Source organism: Acidovorax sp. BLS4 (assembly GCF_032929295.1).
In the GTDB taxonomy this organism is placed as follows: Bacteria; Pseudomonadota; Gammaproteobacteria; order Burkholderiales; family Burkholderiaceae_C; genus Paracidovorax.
The window spans coordinates 3,252,216-3,267,442 of sequence record NZ_CP136797.1 but is presented as its reverse complement, the minus strand read 5'-3'; the positions used below and the strand labels follow the sequence as shown (position 1 = coordinate 3,267,442).

Genomic DNA, 15,227 nt, shown 5'->3' with positions numbered 1-15,227 from the left:
CCGCGCCGCACGCCGTGGCCGGCGCTGCGCACCGGGTCATGCGCGGCCCCGGTGGGCCTGCAGCCACTGCGGGCTGAACCACGTGTCGATGCCGCCGGCCAGCCGGTCGAACACGGCGTCGAGCGTGGGTGCGTCGGCTCCGAAGAGCGCGCGCAGGATGCCCGCGTCCTCGAACAGGCCATGCAGGTACAGCCCCAGCACGTTGCCGCGCGCGTTCTGCCATGCCAGGCCCGGGATCACGGCATGCGCCACGTCGCCCGCCGCAGCCATCGCCGGGTGCTGCGCGGTCTGGCCATGGTGGATCTCGTAGCCCTGCACCGCCGTGCCGGCCAGCGCCTGCCAGGCGCCGTGCGCGGCGCCGAACGCGGTGCGGGTGTGGCGCACGGTCTTGGCAGGCTCGAAGGCCGTCACCAGCGGCAGCAGACCCAGGCCCGCCGCGTTGCCGTCCACGCCGTGCGTGTCGATGAGGGCCTCGCCCAGCATCTGCAGGCCGCCGCAGATGCCCAGCACCCGCCCGCCCCGCGCCGCGTGCGCGGCCACGGCGGCGTCCAGCCCCTGCGCGCGCAGCCAGGCCAGGTCGGCCGCCGTGGCCTTGGAGCCGGGCAGCACGATCCAGTCGGCCCCCGCCACGTCGGCCGGGCTGCGCGCCCACAGCAGCCGCACGCCCGGCACGGCCTTCAGGGGCTGGAATTCGTCGAGGTTGCTGATGCGCGGGTAGGCCACCACGGCGATGGTCGTGTGCACCACGCCGCTGGCGCGCGCGGCATCGTCGAACACCCCGTCTTCCTCCGGAAGGCCATGGTGCCACTGCATGGGGATGGTGGCCACGGTGGGCACGCCGGTCAGCTGTTGCAGCATCTCGGGCGCCGGCGCCAGCAACGCCGAATCGCCCCGGAACTTGTTGAGCACGAAGCCCTGGATCAGCGCGCGCTCGTCCTCGGGCACCAGGGCCCAGGTGCCGTAGAGGTGGGCGAAGGCGCCACCCCGGTCGATGTCGGTGACGAGCAGGCAGCTCGCGTCCGCATGCCGCGCCACGCGCAGGTTGACCACGTCGCTCGCTTGCAGGTTGATCTCGGCGGGGGACCCCGCGCCTTCGATCACCACCACGTCGTTCTCGGCGCGCAGCGCATCGAGCGCGGCGGCGATCTGCGGCCACACGCGCGCACTGCGGCCGCGCCAGGGCAATGCGGACAGCTCCTCGCTCACCTGCCCCATCAGCACCACCTGGCTGCGCGTATCGGCCTCGGGCTTGAGCAGCAGCGGGTTCATGCGCACATCGGGCTCGGCCCGCGCCGCCAGGGCCTGGAAATACTGCGCGCTGCCGATCTCGCCATGGTCACCCCCCGGCCCGGCGACCACGCGCGCGTTGTTGCTCATGTTCTGCGCCTTGAACGGCGCGACCTTCAGGCCCTGGTTGCTGTACCAGCGGCACAGGGCCGTGGCCAGCCAGCTCTTGCCGGCGCCACTGGTCGTGCCCAGCACCATGACGCAGCGCGCCGCCATGTCAGCGCCCGGCGCCACCCGTGCCCTGCCGGGCAGGGACGAGGGTGCCTTGGAAGGCGGTGGCGGGGCCAGGAAAAGCGAAGGCGGCAAAGGGCACGGGCGCAGCTTGGAAAGCGAAGAAGGCCGTATTGTCCCCTGCCCCGCCCGCGTTTTTTTCAACGCCGCGCAAGCGGCTGCGCGTCCGCGCCGCCGCTCACTGCGCCGGCTGGCCGTTCGATGCCGACACGCCCCCATCCACCGGCAGCACCACGCCGGTGACGAAGCTCGCATCCGGGCTGGCGAGGAAGGCGATCACCGCCGCGATCTCCTCGGGCTCCGCGCCGCGGCCCAGGGGAATGCGTTCGGCGAATTTCTTCAGTTGCTCCGGATCGTTCTTGATGTCTTGCGTCATGCCCGTGAAGGTCAGGCTGGGCGCCACGGCGTTGACGCGCACGCCGTCCTTGCCGTGGTCCATCGCCAAGGCACGGGTGAAGTTGGAGACCGCGCCTTTGGAGGCGTTGTAGAAGCTCATGTCCCAGTCGCCGCCCAGGCCGGAGACGGACGAGGTGTTGACGATGCAGCCCCGCGTCTTGAGCAGGTGCGGCAGGGCCGCGCGCGCGCCGTGGAAAACGCCCGAGACATTGGTCGCGAGGATGCGGTGCCAGTCTTCCAGGCTGGCTTCCATGACCTTGCCCTGCACGGCGATGCCGGCGTTGTTGACCATCACGTCGAGGCGGCCGAATCGCTCCACCGTGGCATCGACGAGGGCCTGCACTTCGTCGAACTTCGAGACGTCGGCCGGATGGGCGAGCGTGCGGTCGGCCGGCAGGTCGGCGCGCGTCGCCGCCAGCTTGTCGTCGCTGAGGTCGGCGATGACCACCTTGGCACCCTCCTGCGAAAAGCGCCGTGCCGTGGCAGCGCCGATGCCGGACCCTGCTCCGGTGACGATGACGACCTGGTCCGTGAAGCGCTGCAGCGGAGTGGAGGACGGTGGCTGGGCCATGGGGTTTCCTTTCGTGTGGGGTGAATGCGCTGCTGGCGATGCCAGGCCTGCCTCGACGGACACGCCGCGATGGCATTCCGCTGGAGAGGGCATCGCACGGCAGGCGCGGAAACGGCCATTCTTCGGCGCATCGCCCGCGCGGGACCCGCGCCATGCGCCCGTCCGCCTGTCAGCCAAGGCCGCACACCGGCGGCGCACGGCAGCACGGGGCGGGGACCATGCCCGGCGCCGCCCCTTTGGCGAACCCCCTTAAACCAGCGGGCGCACCATGCGGTCCATGATGTGCTCCAGCGCCGCGCCCGCATCGGTGCAGCGCCCGGTGTGCACCGGCGAGGTCTGGATGATCCCGCTGCGCCGCGCGGTCAGCCAGTGAAAGCGCGATCGGTAAGGCATCTGCGCGATGGGCCCGCAGCCCGTGTCGCCCGCGCAGATGGCGACGATGGCCGCCAGGTGCCGGCGCACCGTGTCCAGGTCGGCCGCAGGGTCCAGGGCCAGCAGCCGCGCCTCGTCCAGTGCCATGGCGGCCTGAAGGAAGCCCGTGCGCTGGCACGAAAGAATGGCGCCGGCATTGATGAATTCTTCGCGCTCCACGCGCGGCACCACGCGCACGATGGCGTAGTCGTACACATCAGCCGCGTGCATCGATCGCTCCTTTCAGCCAGGCGCCGCGCCCGGCCAGCCGTGCGGCGAAGTAATCCGCGTAGGCCTGCCGGTGGGTGCCGGGCGCGGTCAACGGGCCTTCGGCGTGGTCGGCACCGGCCAATTGCAGGAATTCATCGGGCACCTCGGACAGCACGCCCTGCAGCACGGCGGGCGTGAGGCGCGCGGCCAGTTCCGCATCCACCTGGGCCAGCGCGGTGGCGCGGGGCAGCAGCACGTGGTCGGCAATGGGGGCGAAGGGCTTGGCGGGCACGGCCACCGTGCCGTTCCACGCATGGTGGAAAGTGAGCGCCGCGCCATGGTCGATCAGCCACGGGTTGCGGTGCCACACCAGCAGGTTGGTGTTGCGCGCCGTGCGGTCCACGTTGCCCACCAGCGTGTCGAACCAGACCAGGCGCGAGGCGAAGTCGTCCGAGACCGCATCCACCGCCGGGTCGAAGTTCGCGGCGCCCGAGAGGTAGTCCAGCCCCACATTGAGGCCGCCGCTGGCACGGATCAGGTCCTGGATCTCGGGGTCCGGCTCGGTCTGCGCCAGGGCCACGTCCAACTGCGCGAGCACGATCTCGGGAACGGGCAGGCCCAGCGCGCGGGCGATGCCCCCGGCGATCATCTCGGCGAGCAGGGCCCGCACGCCCTGCCCCGCGCCACGGAACTTGAGCACATACAGGCCCAGGTCGTCGCCCTCGACGACGGCGGGCATGGAGCCGCCCTCACGCAGGGGCGTGACGTAGCGGCTGACGGTGATGGTGCGCATGGCGGGGCGGCCTCCTTGGAGCGATCGCGGGTGAGGCGGGGATGGTAGCGGCAGTCAGCCGATCCAGGCCTGGCGCAGCGCCTGCTGGGAACCCGGCGGCAGCACGCCCAGGCGCACCTGCCCCGGCAGCCCGAACGACGTGCCGTCGCGCAGCTTGACGCCGTGGGCACGCAACCGCTGCAGGGCTGCCGGCAGGTCATCGACCCCAGGCCGTGCCACGAAGTAGTTGGCCACGCTCCCGGGCACGACGGCCCAGCCCAGCGATTCGCACAGCGCCTGCTGCTGCGCCTTCCAGACCCGCAGCGTGTCCAGGCTGTCGCGCAGCCAGCGCTGGGTGGAGGCAAAGGTCCATGCCGTGAGCAGCGCCACGCCATGGGCGCCGATGGGCCACGATGGCGCCAGCGACTGCAGCGCGGCCAGGTCTTGCGGCGGCTGCGCCTGCGGCGCAATGGCGTAGGCCGCGCGCACGCCGGTCAGGCCCAGGGCCTTGTTGGGCGTCCACAACTGCCAGGCGTTGGCGGGCATGGGGGGGGCGGCACCCTCCAGGCGCAGGGGGGCGTAGGCACAGTCGAGCACGCGCAGTGCGCCGTCTTGCGCTCCGGGCCGGCCCCAGGCGGCCAGCTCGAGGTCGGGCGTGCCGAGCGGGCTGGAGGGATCGCACGTCCAGAACAGGCCGGTGCCTGCCTGGCCTGCACCGGGCGCGGCGCGCCGCACATCCAGCCCCCAGGCCTGCGCCGCGCGCGTGTAGTCCCCATAGCCATGCGCCGGCACGGCCACGGCCCGCTCGCCCCGCCGGGCGGCGAAGGCGGTGATGCGGTGGATGAATTCGCTCGCGCTGCCCGCGATCACGATGCGCGCCGGCGCCACGCCGTGGAACGCGCCCAGGTGCTCGCGCAACGCGGTATAGGCCGGGTCGGGGTAATGCCGGGCATCGGCTTCGCGCAGCGCCTGGACCGCCTCGGGGCACGGGCCGCAGGCGTTGCTGTTGGTGGAAAAGTCGTGCAGCGGCACGCCCAGGGCGTCCGGGCCGCCATGCAGGGGGGCGTGCGCCGTCACATCCATTGCAGCACCCACAATGCTATTGAAAAGTGAGCAACCAGGGCAATCAATCCGCCGGCAACGACCACTTTCGATGCCCAGCGTGCCGCCCGGGGCGTGTCGCGGGCGTCAGCGCCCCGCCCTTCGTGGTTGAGCGTGTACACGCTGGGCTTGGCCAGGCGCACACCCAGGGCCAGCGCCATGGCGGCCATGGGCCAGCCGCTGTTGGGCGACGGCGTGCGGCGCGCTTCGGTCGCCAGCACGCGCCAGCGCGGGCCACCGGCAATGGCCCGCAGCAGCAGCGCCGTGAGCCGCGCCGGCAGCCACGACAGCGCATCGTCCGCGCGCGCCGCCCATTTGCCGGCCCACTGCCAGTAGCGCCCGCCGCGCATGCCGGGGTAGCCCCACATGGCATCGGCCGTGTTGGTGAAGCGGTAGAGCGCGGCGCCAGGCAGGCCCAGCAGCGCGAACCAGAACAGCGGCGCGACCACGGAGTCGTTGAGGTTCTCGGCCAGCGACTCGATGGCGCTCTCGCGCACCTGCACCGTATCGAGCGCCTGCACGTCGCGGCTCACCAGGCGCGCCAGTCGCGCGCGCCCGGCCTCCAGCGATTCGGCCAGGGCGGCTTCCACCGCCAGCACCTCGTCGCGCAGCATGCGCCAAGCCAGCAGCGGCTTGAGCAGCAGCGCCAGCAGCACCGCGGCCAGCCATGGCGGCGCGTGGCGCAGCACGGCCCATTGCAGCACCGCCGAGACGATCACAACCACGGCGGCCAGCGCACACCACAGCAACGCTGCCAGCCCGAAAGACCGCCAGTCGCGCGCAGTGGGCGCGCGGGGCGCCACCCGGTCGCCGCCGGCCTGCAGCGCGCGGCCCATCCAGACCACGGGGTGCACGGCCACGGGCGGCTCGCCGAAGCACCGGTCGATGGCCAGCGCGAGCGGCAATGCCGCGGCGGGCGTGAGGGCCAGGGCCCAGGCGGCGTCCATCAACCGGGGCCCTTTTCGCCGGCGGCAGGCATCGGGTCCGCGGCAACGCCTTCCGCCAGCCAGGGCGCCGGCTGGCCCCAGGCGTTGTCGAACACCACGGTGTCAAGCGGCGCGCGGCGCGCCCAGCGCTCCTGCTGCAGCATGGGTTCTTCGTAGAAGCCATGCACCGGGCCGATGGACAACAACGCCACCGCCTCGGCACCAGGCGGCAGGCCCAACAGCGCGCCCACGGCGGCGGGGTCGAACATGGACACCCAGCCCATGCCCAGTCCCTCGGCGCGCGCGGCCAGCCACAGGTTCTGCAGCGCGCAGGCGACCGAGGCCAGGTCCATCTGCGGCAGCGTGCGGCGGCCGAAGACGTGCGCCTCGCGGCCATCGGCCAGCGCCACGGCGATGCACTCGGCCGCATCGCGCAGGCCCTCGACCTTCAGGCGCAGGAACTCCGCGCCGCGCTGGCCCAGCGCCTCGGCCGTGCGCAGGCGCTCGGCCTCCACACAGGCATGCAGGCGCCCGCGCAGCGCCCCATCGGCCACGCGGATGAAACGCCAGGGCTGCATGAAGCCCACGCTGGGGCCGTGATGCGCGGCCTCCAGCAGCCGCGCCAGCACCTCGGGCGCGACCTGCCCGCCCGCGAAGTGGCGCATGTCGCGGCGCTCGCGGATGGCGCGGTACACGGCGGCGCGCTCCTCTGCGGAGAAGGCGGCGCCCTGCGCACTGCCGGTGGGCGGCGTGGGGGATGGCATCGCAGCGCGGGGTTGGTCGGCGGGGCTCAATCCTCGATGCCGCGCTGCGCCGGCACACCGGCCTGGAACGCGTGCTTGACCATGCCCATCTCGGTCACGGTGTCGGCCAGCTCGATCACCTCGGGCGGGCAACGGCGGCCGGTGAGCACCACGTGCACATGGCGCGGGCGGTCGCGCAGCACCTGCAGCACCTCGTCGAGCGGCAGCCAGCCGTAGATGAGCGGGTAGGTGATCTCGTCCAGCACCACCAGAAAGAATTCGCCGCCCAGCACGGCGGCGCGCGCGCGCTCCCAGCCGGCGCGGGCCAGTTCGGCCGACTGGTCGATGTCGCGGCTCTTCCAGGTGAAGCCGTCGCCCAGGCCCTCGATGGGGATGCCCAGCTGCTCGAACATGCGGTGCTCGCCGAAGCGCGCGGTGGGCACCTTCATGAACTGGAAGATCTTGACCGGCTTGCCGCGCCCGTGGGCGCGCAGGGCGAGGCCGAACGCGGCGGTGCTCTTGCCCTTGCCGTTGCCGGTGTTGACCAGCACGATGCCGCGGCGCTCGCCGTCGGGTTTTTCGGAGCGCCGTTCGGCGGGAGGGGTTTCGATCTGCATGCGCAATGTCTCGGAAGTCGTTCGAAAAAAAGGGGGCGAAAGCGGTGGTCGGGACGCCGGCCGGGCCCTAGTCGATGCGCGGCAGCGACACCCACAGTCCTGCCACCTGCTGCACCTGGATGCGCTGGTCGAACACGGCCTGCAGCGCGGCGTGGGTGGCCGGGTCGGCGCAGGCGCCATGGTGCACGATGCGGCCGCGGTCCATGATGGCCATGTCATCGGCCTGCAGCGCGAGCGACACCTCGTGCAGCACGCTCACCACCGTGCCGCCGCCCGCCGCCAGCGCGCGCATGGCGTGCAGCCAGTCGGCCTGGTGCGGCGGATCGAGGTTGGCCAGGGGTTCGTCCATCAGCAGCACCTCGGCCTGCACGGCCAGCGCACGCGCCAGCAGCACCCGCTGGCGCTCCCCGCCCGACAGCTGCCCGAGCGGCCGGTGGCGCCAGTCCCAGGCCTGCGTGGTGCGCAGGGCCTGCTCCACCGCCGCATGGTCGGCGGCGCTGGCCGGGGCCATCCAGCGCTGGTGCGGCAGGCGCCCGAGCATGGCGACGTCGTAGGCCGTGAGATCGTCCGCCGAGGCTTCGTTCTGCCCCAGCCAGGCCAGCCGGCAGGCGCGCTCGCGGGCCGGCATGGCGGCCAGGGGCCGGCCCAGCAGTTCGACCCGGCCCGACACCGCCGCGCCGCGCAGCAGGCCCGCCAGCACCTTGAGCAAGGTGGACTTGCCGGCGCCGTTGGGGCCGACCACGCTGGTCCAGCGGCCGGCGGGCACGGTCAGGTCCACGCCGTTCAATATCGGGGCATTTCCGATGTGTGCCGCAATGTTGATTGCCTCGATTGCTATGTTTTTCATAGCGAATGGCCCTGCATGGAGCGCCGATGCATCAGCCACAGCAGGTAGGTGCCGCCCAGCGCTGCGGTGAGCACGCCCACGGGCAGCTCCTGCGGCGCCAGGATCCAGCGCGCCAGGATGTCGGCCGCCAGCAGCAGCGCCGCGCCCATCAGGCTGGACAGCACGATGTGCCGCTGGTGCGTGACCTTGACGATGGAACGCACCAGGTGCGGCGCGGCCAGCCCCACGAAGGCGATCAGGCCGGTCTGCGCCACAGCCGTGCCGGTGGCCAGCGCCATGGCCGCCACCAGCCCCGCGCGCATGGGCGCCAGCGGCAGGCCCAGGCTGGCGGCCGTGGCCTCGCCCAGCGTCAGGCCGTCGAGCGCGCGCGACAGGGTCCACGCGGCGATGCCGCACAGCGCCCACGCCCCGGCCATGAGCGCGCAGGCCACCCAGCCGACGAAGCTGGTGCTGCCCAGCGTGAAGGCCTGCATGGCCTGCAGGATGTCCGGCGAGGCCAGCTCCACCAGGTCGCGCAGCGCGCCCAGCACCACGCCCACGATCACCCCGGCCAGCAGCAGGCGCAGCGTGTGCTGCACCCCGCGCGCCAGCACCAGGGTCAGGGCCACGGCGCCGGCCGCGCCGAGAAACGCCATGCCGGTGACGCCCAGCCGCGCCAGCCACTGCGCCGCCATGGGCGAGACGCCAAACACCACCATCGCCAGCGCGCCGCCCAGCGCCGCGCCCGAGGCCGAGCCCAGCAGGTACGGATCGGCCAGCGGGTTGCGGAACAGGCCCTGCGCCACCGCGCCCGCCAACCCCAGCAGCGCGCCGGCCAGCCAGGCGCCCAGCGTGCGCGGCAGGCGGATCTCCCACACGATCTGCCAGGCCACCGGGTCCTGGCCCATGCGCAGCAGGCTGTCGAATCCCGTGCTGCCCACGCAGGCGCCGACGACCAGCAGCAGCGCGCTGGCGACCAGCAGGCAGGCGCCCAGCCACGCGGCGCGGCGCGGGCCGGGGCCGGGCTGCGCGGCATGCGAGGCCGCCGGCACGGGCTGCGATGGCATGGGCGATGACGATGGCATGGCGGGTGCGCCGTCCGGGGGCACGCTCATGGCGCCTTGTCCGCCAGGCAGCGCGCCATGATGCGCGCGGCCTCGGCCATGCGCGGGCCGGGGCGCACCACCACGTCGGCCTCGCCGGGACCGAAGAGGCACACGCGCTGCTCGCGCACGGCTTTCAGGCTGTTCCAGCCGGGGTACATCGCCATGGACTGCATGCTGCGGTTGCCCACCATCATCACGTCGGGCCGCGCCCGCACGACGAACTCGGGGTTCAGCCGCGGGAACGGGCCCAGCTCGGGCGGCACCACGTTGCGCGCGCCCAGGCGCGCCAGCGTCTCGCCGATGAACGACGCCGTGCCCGCCGCATACGGCCCCCGGCTCACCTCGAAATACACGCGGGCCCCGCGCGCGCGTGCTGGCAGCGACTGCGTGGCGGCCTGCACGCCGGCGTCGATCACGCGCCACAGCCGGTCGGCCCCCTGCTCCTGCGGCACGCCGAGCAGCTGGCCCAGCGTGGCGAGCACGCGGCGCACGTCGGCATGGGTCTTGGGCTCCAGAGCCACCACCTTCAGGCCCAATGCCTCCAGCCGGTCGCTGGCGCGCGAGCTGGTGGCCAGCAACACCACGTCGGGCTGCAGGGCGACGATGGCCTCGATGTTCGGATCGATGCCGCCGCCCAGTTGCGGCAGGCGCTGCACGGCTTCGGGCCAGTTGGAATAGTGGTCCACCCCCACCAGGCGCTGGCATTGCTGCAGCTCGCACACGCTCTCCGTCAGCGAGGGCAGCAGGCTCACGATGCGCTGCGGCGGCTGGGCGAACGCCACGGTGCGACCGCGCGCATCGGTCACCTCGAAGGCCTGCGCGGCCGTGGCGCCCGCCATGAAGGCGAGGGCCGCGAGCGCCAGCCCCACGGGCCACCGGCGAGCGGCATGGCAGCGCAGGCGTTGCAAGAAGCGGTGCGTCATGGCGTGTCCTTCAATGTGAGCGGCAGGCCCGCCGCGACCAGGGTGACGCGCTGGCAGGCCTCGGCCACGCGCTGATTCAGGCTCCCCAGTGCATCGACGAAGGCGCGCACCTCGCGGCCCATGGGAATCACGCCCAGGCCGATCTCGTTGCCCACCAGCACCACCGGGCCGGGGCACTGGCGGATTGCTCCTAAAAACATAGCGCACTGCCCTAGCCAATCATGCGCTGGAGGCCGATCTGGCTCCGAACCCTCCGAGACCGGCGCTGGGGCCGGGGCCGGCATGAGCCAGTTGGTGAGCCAGAGCGTGAGGCAGTCCACCACGATCAGCGTATCGGCGCTGCCGTGGCGGGCGATGGCGCGGGCCAGGTCAAGCGGCTCTTCCAGCGTGCGCAGGCCGGGCACGCGCTCGGCGCGGTCGCGCTGGTGGCGCGCGATGCGTTCGCGCATCTCGTCGTCCCAGGGCTGCCCGGTGGCGATCAGCAGCGCGCGGTGCGTGGGCGAATCGGCCAGCCACTGGCGCGCCAGCAGCTCGGCACGGCGCGACTTGCCGCTCTTTTGGCCGCCCAGGATCAGCTCGCTGGTGGCAATGGGGCCGGGGCCGCTCATGCCGCCCCCCGTGGCGCATCCGGGCCGGCGCCCAGCAGGGCCGCCACCGCGCGCGGGGCCGACGGAAACCAGGCGTGGAAGTAGCTCGCGTGGATGCTGCCGTGGCGGTACAGCGCCTCGCCCGGGCCGGGCGGCCCCGCGTGCGCGGGCCGCTCGGTGCGCGCCCGCACCGGGGCCGGGCTGTCGCAGGTGGAGTAGTGGAAGGTGTGGCCGCGCAGCACGTGGCCGTCCACGTCCAGTTGCTGCGGCCCCAGGGCCGCCAGCCGTTTCTGCATGGCCACGCGGCCCGGCAGCAGCCCCCACAGGGGCCGGTGCTGGCCGTCGGCCAGGGTGATCGATTCGAACAGCGCCATCATGCCGCCGCATTCTGCCCACACCGCGCGGCCGGCCTGCACGTGCGCCCGCAGGCTGGCCCGCATGCCGGCGTGGCTGGCGATGCGGTCGGCATGCAGCTCGGGGTAGCCGCCGGGCAGCCAGACCGCATCGCACGGCGGCAGCACGGCATCGGCCAGCGGCGAAAACCCCACCACCCGCGCGCCCAGCGCCTCCAGCGTGTCCAGGTTGGCGCGGTAGATGAAACAGAACGCCGCATCGTCCGCCACCGCCACCGTGCGGCCCTCCAGCAGCGGCGGCACAGGCTCGGGCCGTTCGGGCGCCGCAAAGCGCACGGCCCAGCGCTGCAGTTCGTGCGGTTGCAGGCGGCCGAGTGGCGTGGCCGCCAGCGCATCGGCCGCGGCGTCCAGCCGCGCCAGGCCATCGGCCAGTTCGTGTGCGGCCACCAGGCCCAGGTGCCGCTCAGGCAGCAGGCCGGCCCGCGCCCGTGTGGGGGCAGCGGGTGTGGCCGTGGCACCGTCGGGCGCATCCCGCTGCACGCGCGGCAGCGCGCCCAGCCAGTCCGCGGGATCGTTGAGACCTGCTCGCAGCAGGTCGGCATGGCGTTCGGTGGCGACGCGGTTGGCCAGCACCCCGGCCCATGGCAGGCCCGCGCGGTAGTGCCGCAGGCCGTGCACCACGGCCCCCAGCGTAGCGCCCATGGCCGACGCATCGACCACCGCCAGCACCGGCAGCCCGAAGCGCTGCGCCAGATCGGCCAGGCTGGGGGCGCCGTCGAACAGGCCCATCACGCCCTCGATGAGGATCAGATCGGCCTCGCGCGCGGCGGCATGCAGGCGCTGGGCGATGTCGGCCTCGCCGGTCATCCACAGGTCGATCTGGTGCACCGGGGCGCCGCTGGCCAATTGGTGCCAGCAGGGATCGAGGAAATCAGGGCCGCACTTGAAGACCCGCACCCGGCGCCCCTGGCGCGCGTGCAGCCGCGCGAGCGCCGCCGTCACGGTGGTCTTGCCCTGGCCGGACGCGGGTGCGGCGATGGCGATGGCGGGACAGCCCACGCTGCCCGCCATGCCAGCCGCTTCTTCTTCTCGCGCTGCTTCTCCCCTCGCCCTCATGGGTTCTTCATCGCTGGCTGCGCCGCGGTCATTGCGGTGCCCATTTGAGGCCCGCATAGAACGTGCGCCCCGCCGTGGCATAGGTGCGGGCCAGCTGGTAATCCTTGTCGGCCAGGTTGTCCACGCGCGCCAGCAGCGTCACGTCGCGTGCGATGCGCGTGCTGGCATACAGGTTGACGAGCGTGTAGCCGCCCAGCACCGTGGTGTTGGCCGCGGTGTCGAAGCGCCGGCCCGAGGCCTGCACTTCGGTGCCCAGCGTCCAGCCGGCGACCTGGGTGTCAGCCCCCAGCGTGCCGTGGCGCTTGGAGCGCCGCGCCAGCAGCCGGCCCGTGTCTTCGTCACGCGGGTTCTGGAAATCCACCGATCCGCGCAACTGTACGCCGGCCACCTTGTACGAGCCTGACAGCGTCACTCCGTCGTACTTGGCGCGCGCCGTGCTGGCATAGCAGCCGAAATTGGACTGGCAGCCGCCCGCCCCGCCGAACACGATGAGGTTCTTCACGCGGTTGCGGTAGGCCACGGCCGAGAAGGTGCCGGCGCCCTCGGCCCAGCGCAGGCCCACCTCGGCATTGCGGCCCTCCTCCGGCTTGAGCGATGCCAGGCCGTACTCGCTGAAGCGCTGGTACAAGGTGGGCGCCCGGAACGAGGTGCCCACGGACGCGGTGGCGCGCCACTGCGGCGTGATGGCATAGCCGTACGCGGCGCTGCCGGTGTTCTGGCCGCCGAACTCGCTGTCGGAGTCGTGCCGCACGTTGAACTGCAGCGTGTGGCCGCCGGCATTGAAGCCATAGCCCAGCGCGAGCGCGTCCTGCGAGCGCTTGCGGTCGATGGGCGCGTTCTCCAGGTGGTCCTCGCGGCGCTCCAGGGCTGCCGTCACCAGGTGCGGGCCCTGGCGCCATTCGTTCTGGAACAGGTAGCCGCGCAGGCGCGTGTCGGTGAGGTACACGGAAGGCCGCGTCTCGTAGCGGTCGCGCGAGTCGGTGACCGACACGCGGGTGGTGTATTGCGGGCTCCACTTCGCGGCCCAGTTCAGGCCGAGGGCGTGCATCTTGTGCAGGTTGCGGTCGTCGTTGCCCAGCGGCAGGGTGTCGTAGCCGGAGTTCATCTCGCTGGCCACCAGCGTGCCTTCCAGGCGGTGGACTGCATCGATCTGCAGCCCCACCCGGGCGTTGCCGGACGTGCGGCGATAGCCGTCCTTGTCGGGGTTCTGCGTGGCGACGGTGCGGGCGTTGAAGCCCTGGCTCGTCTCGCGCGCCAGGCCCACGGCATAGTCCACCGCGCCGCTGGCACCGCTCACGCCGGCCTCGGCCTTGTAGGTGCCCTGGCTGCCCACGCCGACGCCCACGTAGGGGGCGGTGCCGGCCTCGCCACGGCGCGTGAAGATCTGCACCACGCCGCCGATGGCGTCCGAGCCGTACACCGCGCCGGCCGGGCCGCGCAGCACCTCGATGCGGTCGATGACGGCCAGCGGAATGGCCTCCCACGGCGCACCGCCGGTGGACTGCGAGTCCATGCGCACGCCGTCGATGTACACGGCCGTGAAGCGCGTCTCGGCGCCGCGCAGGTACAGGCTGGTGGCGCTGCCCGGGCCGCCGTTGCGGACCATCTCGACCCCGGGCAGGCGGGCCAGCACGTCGGCCAGGCCGGTCGCGCCGCTGTTCTCGATGGCCTCGCGGTCCAGCACGGACACGTCGGCCACCAGGTCGGCCAGCGGCTGGGGCGTGCGCGTGGCAGCCACCACGGTTTCGCCCAGGGAGGGCACGCGCTGGTTCTGCGCCAGCAGCACGGGGGCGTCCTGCGCCTGGGCGGCAGGTGCGGCGGCGAACGTGAGGGCCAGGGAAACAGCCAGGGCGGCAGGCCGCAGGGGCGAGGAAGGCACGGCAGCGGCAATGGCAGCGGCGCGCGCGGGGAACAAGGGCTTTTTCATGGAAACAGACAGACTGGCAAACATCCCCGCGCCGGCTTCCCCGCCGGCATTGGGCAAAACAGCCGCGCCTTCAGGACCATGGCGGTCCCAAGCGCGGCCACGTTGTTGGCCGGTATCCGGGCTGGCGGAGCGCCCTCCAGCGCCTTCCCAGGCGCTTGTTCAAGGCGCCCAGTGGCTCATGGCTGGAGAGTGAGTCGGAGAAAAGGGCCGACCCGTCCGCTGACCGTTGCGGGGGCAGCGCAGGCACGGCGCGCTCTGGCGAACGCAAACCTCCCTGCTTCCCGTTGAACTGCAGCATGCGAACCATGCTGCGAGCACCAACCCGCGGATTTTACGGGTGTTGCAGCCTGTAAACGCCGCCGGATGGGCGGGTGGTGGCGCCAACCCTACAATTGCGGCTGTATGGATCCATCCTCTCCCATCGACCAGATCGCCGAACGCGTGGAGCGGTTGCTGTTGCGCCATGCGGAACTGCAACGCGCCAATGCCTTGCTGACCGCCCAGGTGGTCCATCTCACCCAGGAGCGAGACTCGCTCAAATCCCGGCTCAACACCGCGCGCGCCCGTGTGGACGCGCTGCTGGAGAGCCTGCCCGCGACGCCCCCCTCGAAGGACGCCGAATGAAGCAGATCGAAGTCCAGATCATGCAGCAGAGCTACCTGCTGGGCTGCCCCGAGGGCCACGAATCGCGCCTGCTGCAGGCCGTGGAGCGCGTGGACACCGCCATGACGCGCATCCGCGATGCCGGCAAGGTGCGGGCCCGCGAGCGCATCGCCGTTTTGGCAGCGCTCAACCTGGCCTTCGAGATCGCCGACCGCGAAGAGGCCGACCTGGCCTCCGCTGCACAGGCCCAGGCGGCAGCCCCGACGGAGCCCGCGCCGCTGGCCCCGGCCGCCGGCCCGCAATCCACCGATGCCCCGGCGCCATTGCACGCATCTCACGCCTCGCTGGCGGGCGACCCGTCCGGCCAGATGCAGTTGCTGCTGCGCCGGCTGGACGATGCGCTCGGCGACGACGGCCGCCTTCTTTAAAAAGGGTTACGCAACGGCCGCTCGCGCGCCGTGCATGCAGCGCCTACAATGGAGACGTCTGCGGTGCTGCCGGGCTTTATATTTCCTTGAACC

General features: G+C 72.5%; 16 protein-coding genes and 1 riboswitch. Of the genes, 2 read left to right on the top strand and 14 right to left on the bottom strand.

All coding sequences use genetic code 11. The features are described from left to right. Nucleotides 1-36 precede the first annotated feature (36 nt). From R1Z03_RS15195 to R1Z03_RS15130, 14 genes are all read right to left on the bottom strand, one after another. Nucleotides 37-1,503: a cobyric acid synthase gene (locus R1Z03_RS15195; RefSeq protein ID WP_317360391.1), complete on the bottom strand. Its 1,467-nt coding sequence runs from the start codon at nt 1,501-1,503 to the stop codon at nt 37-39. Between the two features lie 193 nt (nt 1,504-1,696). Further along, complete coding sequence (locus R1Z03_RS15190; protein ID WP_317352396.1) at nt 1,697-2,485, bottom strand: SDR family oxidoreductase; 789 nt, start codon at nt 2,483-2,485, stop codon at nt 1,697-1,699. 249 nt (nt 2,486-2,734) lie between these two features. Beyond that, nucleotides 2,735-3,127 carry a DUF3037 domain-containing protein gene (locus R1Z03_RS15185; protein WP_284428858.1) on the bottom strand — a complete coding sequence of 131 codons (393 nt, stop codon included), beginning with the start codon at nt 3,125-3,127 and terminating at the stop codon, nt 2,735-2,737. Next, nucleotides 3,114-3,899, bottom strand: a complete 786-nt coding sequence (locus tag R1Z03_RS15180) for a HipA family kinase (protein WP_272564133.1) — start codon at nt 3,897-3,899, stop codon at nt 3,114-3,116. The genes R1Z03_RS15185 and R1Z03_RS15180 overlap by 14 nt, the downstream gene beginning before the upstream one ends. A 54-nt stretch (nt 3,900-3,953) precedes the next feature. Continuing rightward, on the bottom strand, nt 3,954-4,961 hold the full coding sequence (locus tag R1Z03_RS15175) for an aminotransferase class I/II-fold pyridoxal phosphate-dependent enzyme (RefSeq protein ID WP_317360389.1): 1,008 nt from the start codon (nt 4,959-4,961) through the stop codon (nt 3,954-3,956). Then, nucleotides 4,952-5,926 (bottom strand): adenosylcobinamide-phosphate synthase CbiB, encoded by a 975-nt coding sequence (cbiB, locus tag R1Z03_RS15170; RefSeq protein ID WP_317352390.1) that lies wholly within the window; start codon nt 5,924-5,926, stop codon nt 4,952-4,954. Before cbiB ends, R1Z03_RS15175 begins: the two co-directional genes overlap by 10 nt. Then, nucleotides 5,926-6,669: a 5,6-dimethylbenzimidazole synthase gene (bluB, locus tag R1Z03_RS15165; RefSeq protein ID WP_317352387.1), complete on the bottom strand. Its 744-nt coding sequence runs from the start codon at nt 6,667-6,669 to the stop codon at nt 5,926-5,928. The genes cbiB and bluB overlap by 1 nt, the downstream gene beginning before the upstream one ends. Nucleotides 6,670-6,695: 26 nt before the next feature. Next, nucleotides 6,696-7,265 carry a cob(I)yrinic acid a,c-diamide adenosyltransferase gene (gene cobO, locus R1Z03_RS15160; RefSeq protein ID WP_272564138.1) on the bottom strand — a complete coding sequence of 190 codons (570 nt, stop codon included), beginning with the start codon at nt 7,263-7,265 and terminating at the stop codon, nt 6,696-6,698. 67 nt (nt 7,266-7,332) lie between these two features. Next, nucleotides 7,333-8,112: an ABC transporter ATP-binding protein gene (locus R1Z03_RS15155; RefSeq protein ID WP_317352382.1), complete on the bottom strand. Its 780-nt coding sequence runs from the start codon at nt 8,110-8,112 to the stop codon at nt 7,333-7,335. Further along, entirely contained in the window at nt 8,109-9,158 is a 1,050-nt protein-coding gene (locus tag R1Z03_RS15150; protein ID WP_272569754.1) for an iron ABC transporter permease, read from the bottom strand. Before R1Z03_RS15150 ends, R1Z03_RS15155 begins: the two co-directional genes overlap by 4 nt. 44 nt (nt 9,159-9,202) lie before the next feature. After that, entirely contained in the window at nt 9,203-10,036 is an 834-nt protein-coding gene (locus tag R1Z03_RS15145; protein WP_317360387.1) for a helical backbone metal receptor, read from the bottom strand. Between the two features lie 80 nt (nt 10,037-10,116). Continuing rightward, on the bottom strand, nt 10,117-10,728 hold the full coding sequence (locus R1Z03_RS15140) for a bifunctional adenosylcobinamide kinase/adenosylcobinamide-phosphate guanylyltransferase (protein ID WP_284428863.1): 612 nt from the start codon (nt 10,726-10,728) through the stop codon (nt 10,117-10,119). Beyond that, nucleotides 10,725-12,131 (bottom strand): cobyrinic acid a,c-diamide synthase, encoded by a 1,407-nt coding sequence (locus R1Z03_RS15135; RefSeq protein WP_317352379.1) that lies wholly within the window; start codon nt 12,129-12,131, stop codon nt 10,725-10,727. The genes R1Z03_RS15140 and R1Z03_RS15135 overlap by 4 nt, the downstream gene beginning before the upstream one ends. 73 nt (nt 12,132-12,204) lie before the next feature. After that, nucleotides 12,205-14,103: a TonB-dependent receptor domain-containing protein gene (locus R1Z03_RS15130; RefSeq protein WP_317352376.1), complete on the bottom strand. Its 1,899-nt coding sequence runs from the start codon at nt 14,101-14,103 to the stop codon at nt 12,205-12,207. 89 nt (nt 14,104-14,192) lie between these two features. After that, a riboswitch (cobalamin riboswitch) is annotated at nt 14,193-14,440 on the bottom strand. Nucleotides 14,441-14,505: 65 nt separating this feature from the next. On the opposite strand from R1Z03_RS15130, the gene R1Z03_RS15125 reads away from it, so the two are divergent. After that, nucleotides 14,506-14,727 (top strand): DUF904 domain-containing protein, encoded by a 222-nt coding sequence (locus R1Z03_RS15125; RefSeq protein WP_272548299.1) that lies wholly within the window; start codon nt 14,506-14,508, stop codon nt 14,725-14,727. Then, on the top strand, nt 14,724-15,134 hold the full coding sequence (locus R1Z03_RS15120; protein ID WP_284406778.1) for a cell division protein ZapA: 411 nt from the start codon (nt 14,724-14,726) through the stop codon (nt 15,132-15,134). Before R1Z03_RS15125 ends, R1Z03_RS15120 begins: the two co-directional genes overlap by 4 nt. Nucleotides 15,135-15,227 lie beyond the last annotated feature (93 nt).

Excerpts from the sequence above, each read along its gene's own strand:
- R1Z03_RS15195 (WP_317360391.1), bottom strand. The coding sequence starts at position 1,503 with ATGGCGGCGCGCTGCGTCATGGTGCTGGGCACGACCAGTGGCGCCGGC.
- R1Z03_RS15190 (WP_317352396.1), bottom strand. The coding sequence starts at position 2,485 with ATGGCCCAGCCACCGTCCTCCACTCCGCTGCAGCGCTTCACGGACCAG.
- R1Z03_RS15185 (WP_284428858.1), bottom strand. The coding sequence starts at position 3,127 with ATGCACGCGGCTGATGTGTACGACTACGCCATCGTGCGCGTGGTGCCG.
- R1Z03_RS15180 (WP_272564133.1), bottom strand. The coding sequence starts at position 3,899 with ATGCGCACCATCACCGTCAGCCGCTACGTCACGCCCCTGCGTGAGGGC.
- R1Z03_RS15175 (WP_317360389.1), bottom strand. The coding sequence starts at position 4,961 with ATGGATGTGACGGCGCACGCCCCCCTGCATGGCGGCCCGGACGCCCTG.
- cbiB (WP_317352390.1), bottom strand. The coding sequence starts at position 5,926 with ATGGACGCCGCCTGGGCCCTGGCCCTCACGCCCGCCGCGGCATTGCCG.
- bluB (WP_317352387.1), bottom strand. The coding sequence starts at position 6,669 with ATGCCATCCCCCACGCCGCCCACCGGCAGTGCGCAGGGCGCCGCCTTC.
- cobO (WP_272564138.1), bottom strand. The coding sequence starts at position 7,265 with ATGCAGATCGAAACCCCTCCCGCCGAACGGCGCTCCGAAAAACCCGAC.
- R1Z03_RS15155 (WP_317352382.1), bottom strand. The coding sequence starts at position 8,112 with ATGAAAAACATAGCAATCGAGGCAATCAACATTGCGGCACACATCGGA.
- R1Z03_RS15150 (WP_272569754.1), bottom strand. The coding sequence starts at position 9,158 with ATGCCATCGCAGCCCGTGCCGGCGGCCTCGCATGCCGCGCAGCCCGGC.
- R1Z03_RS15145 (WP_317360387.1), bottom strand. The coding sequence starts at position 10,036 with ATGGCGGGCGCCACGGCCGCGCAGGCCTTCGAGGTGACCGATGCGCGC.
- R1Z03_RS15140 (WP_284428863.1), bottom strand. The coding sequence starts at position 10,728 with ATGAGCGGCCCCGGCCCCATTGCCACCAGCGAGCTGATCCTGGGCGGC.
- R1Z03_RS15135 (WP_317352379.1), bottom strand. The coding sequence starts at position 12,131 with ATGGCGGGCAGCGTGGGCTGTCCCGCCATCGCCATCGCCGCACCCGCG.
- R1Z03_RS15130 (WP_317352376.1), bottom strand. The coding sequence starts at position 14,103 with ATGAAAAAGCCCTTGTTCCCCGCGCGCGCCGCTGCCATTGCCGCTGCC.
- R1Z03_RS15125 (WP_272548299.1), top strand. The coding sequence starts at position 14,506 with ATGGATCCATCCTCTCCCATCGACCAGATCGCCGAACGCGTGGAGCGG.
- R1Z03_RS15120 (WP_284406778.1), top strand. The coding sequence starts at position 14,724 with ATGAAGCAGATCGAAGTCCAGATCATGCAGCAGAGCTACCTGCTGGGC.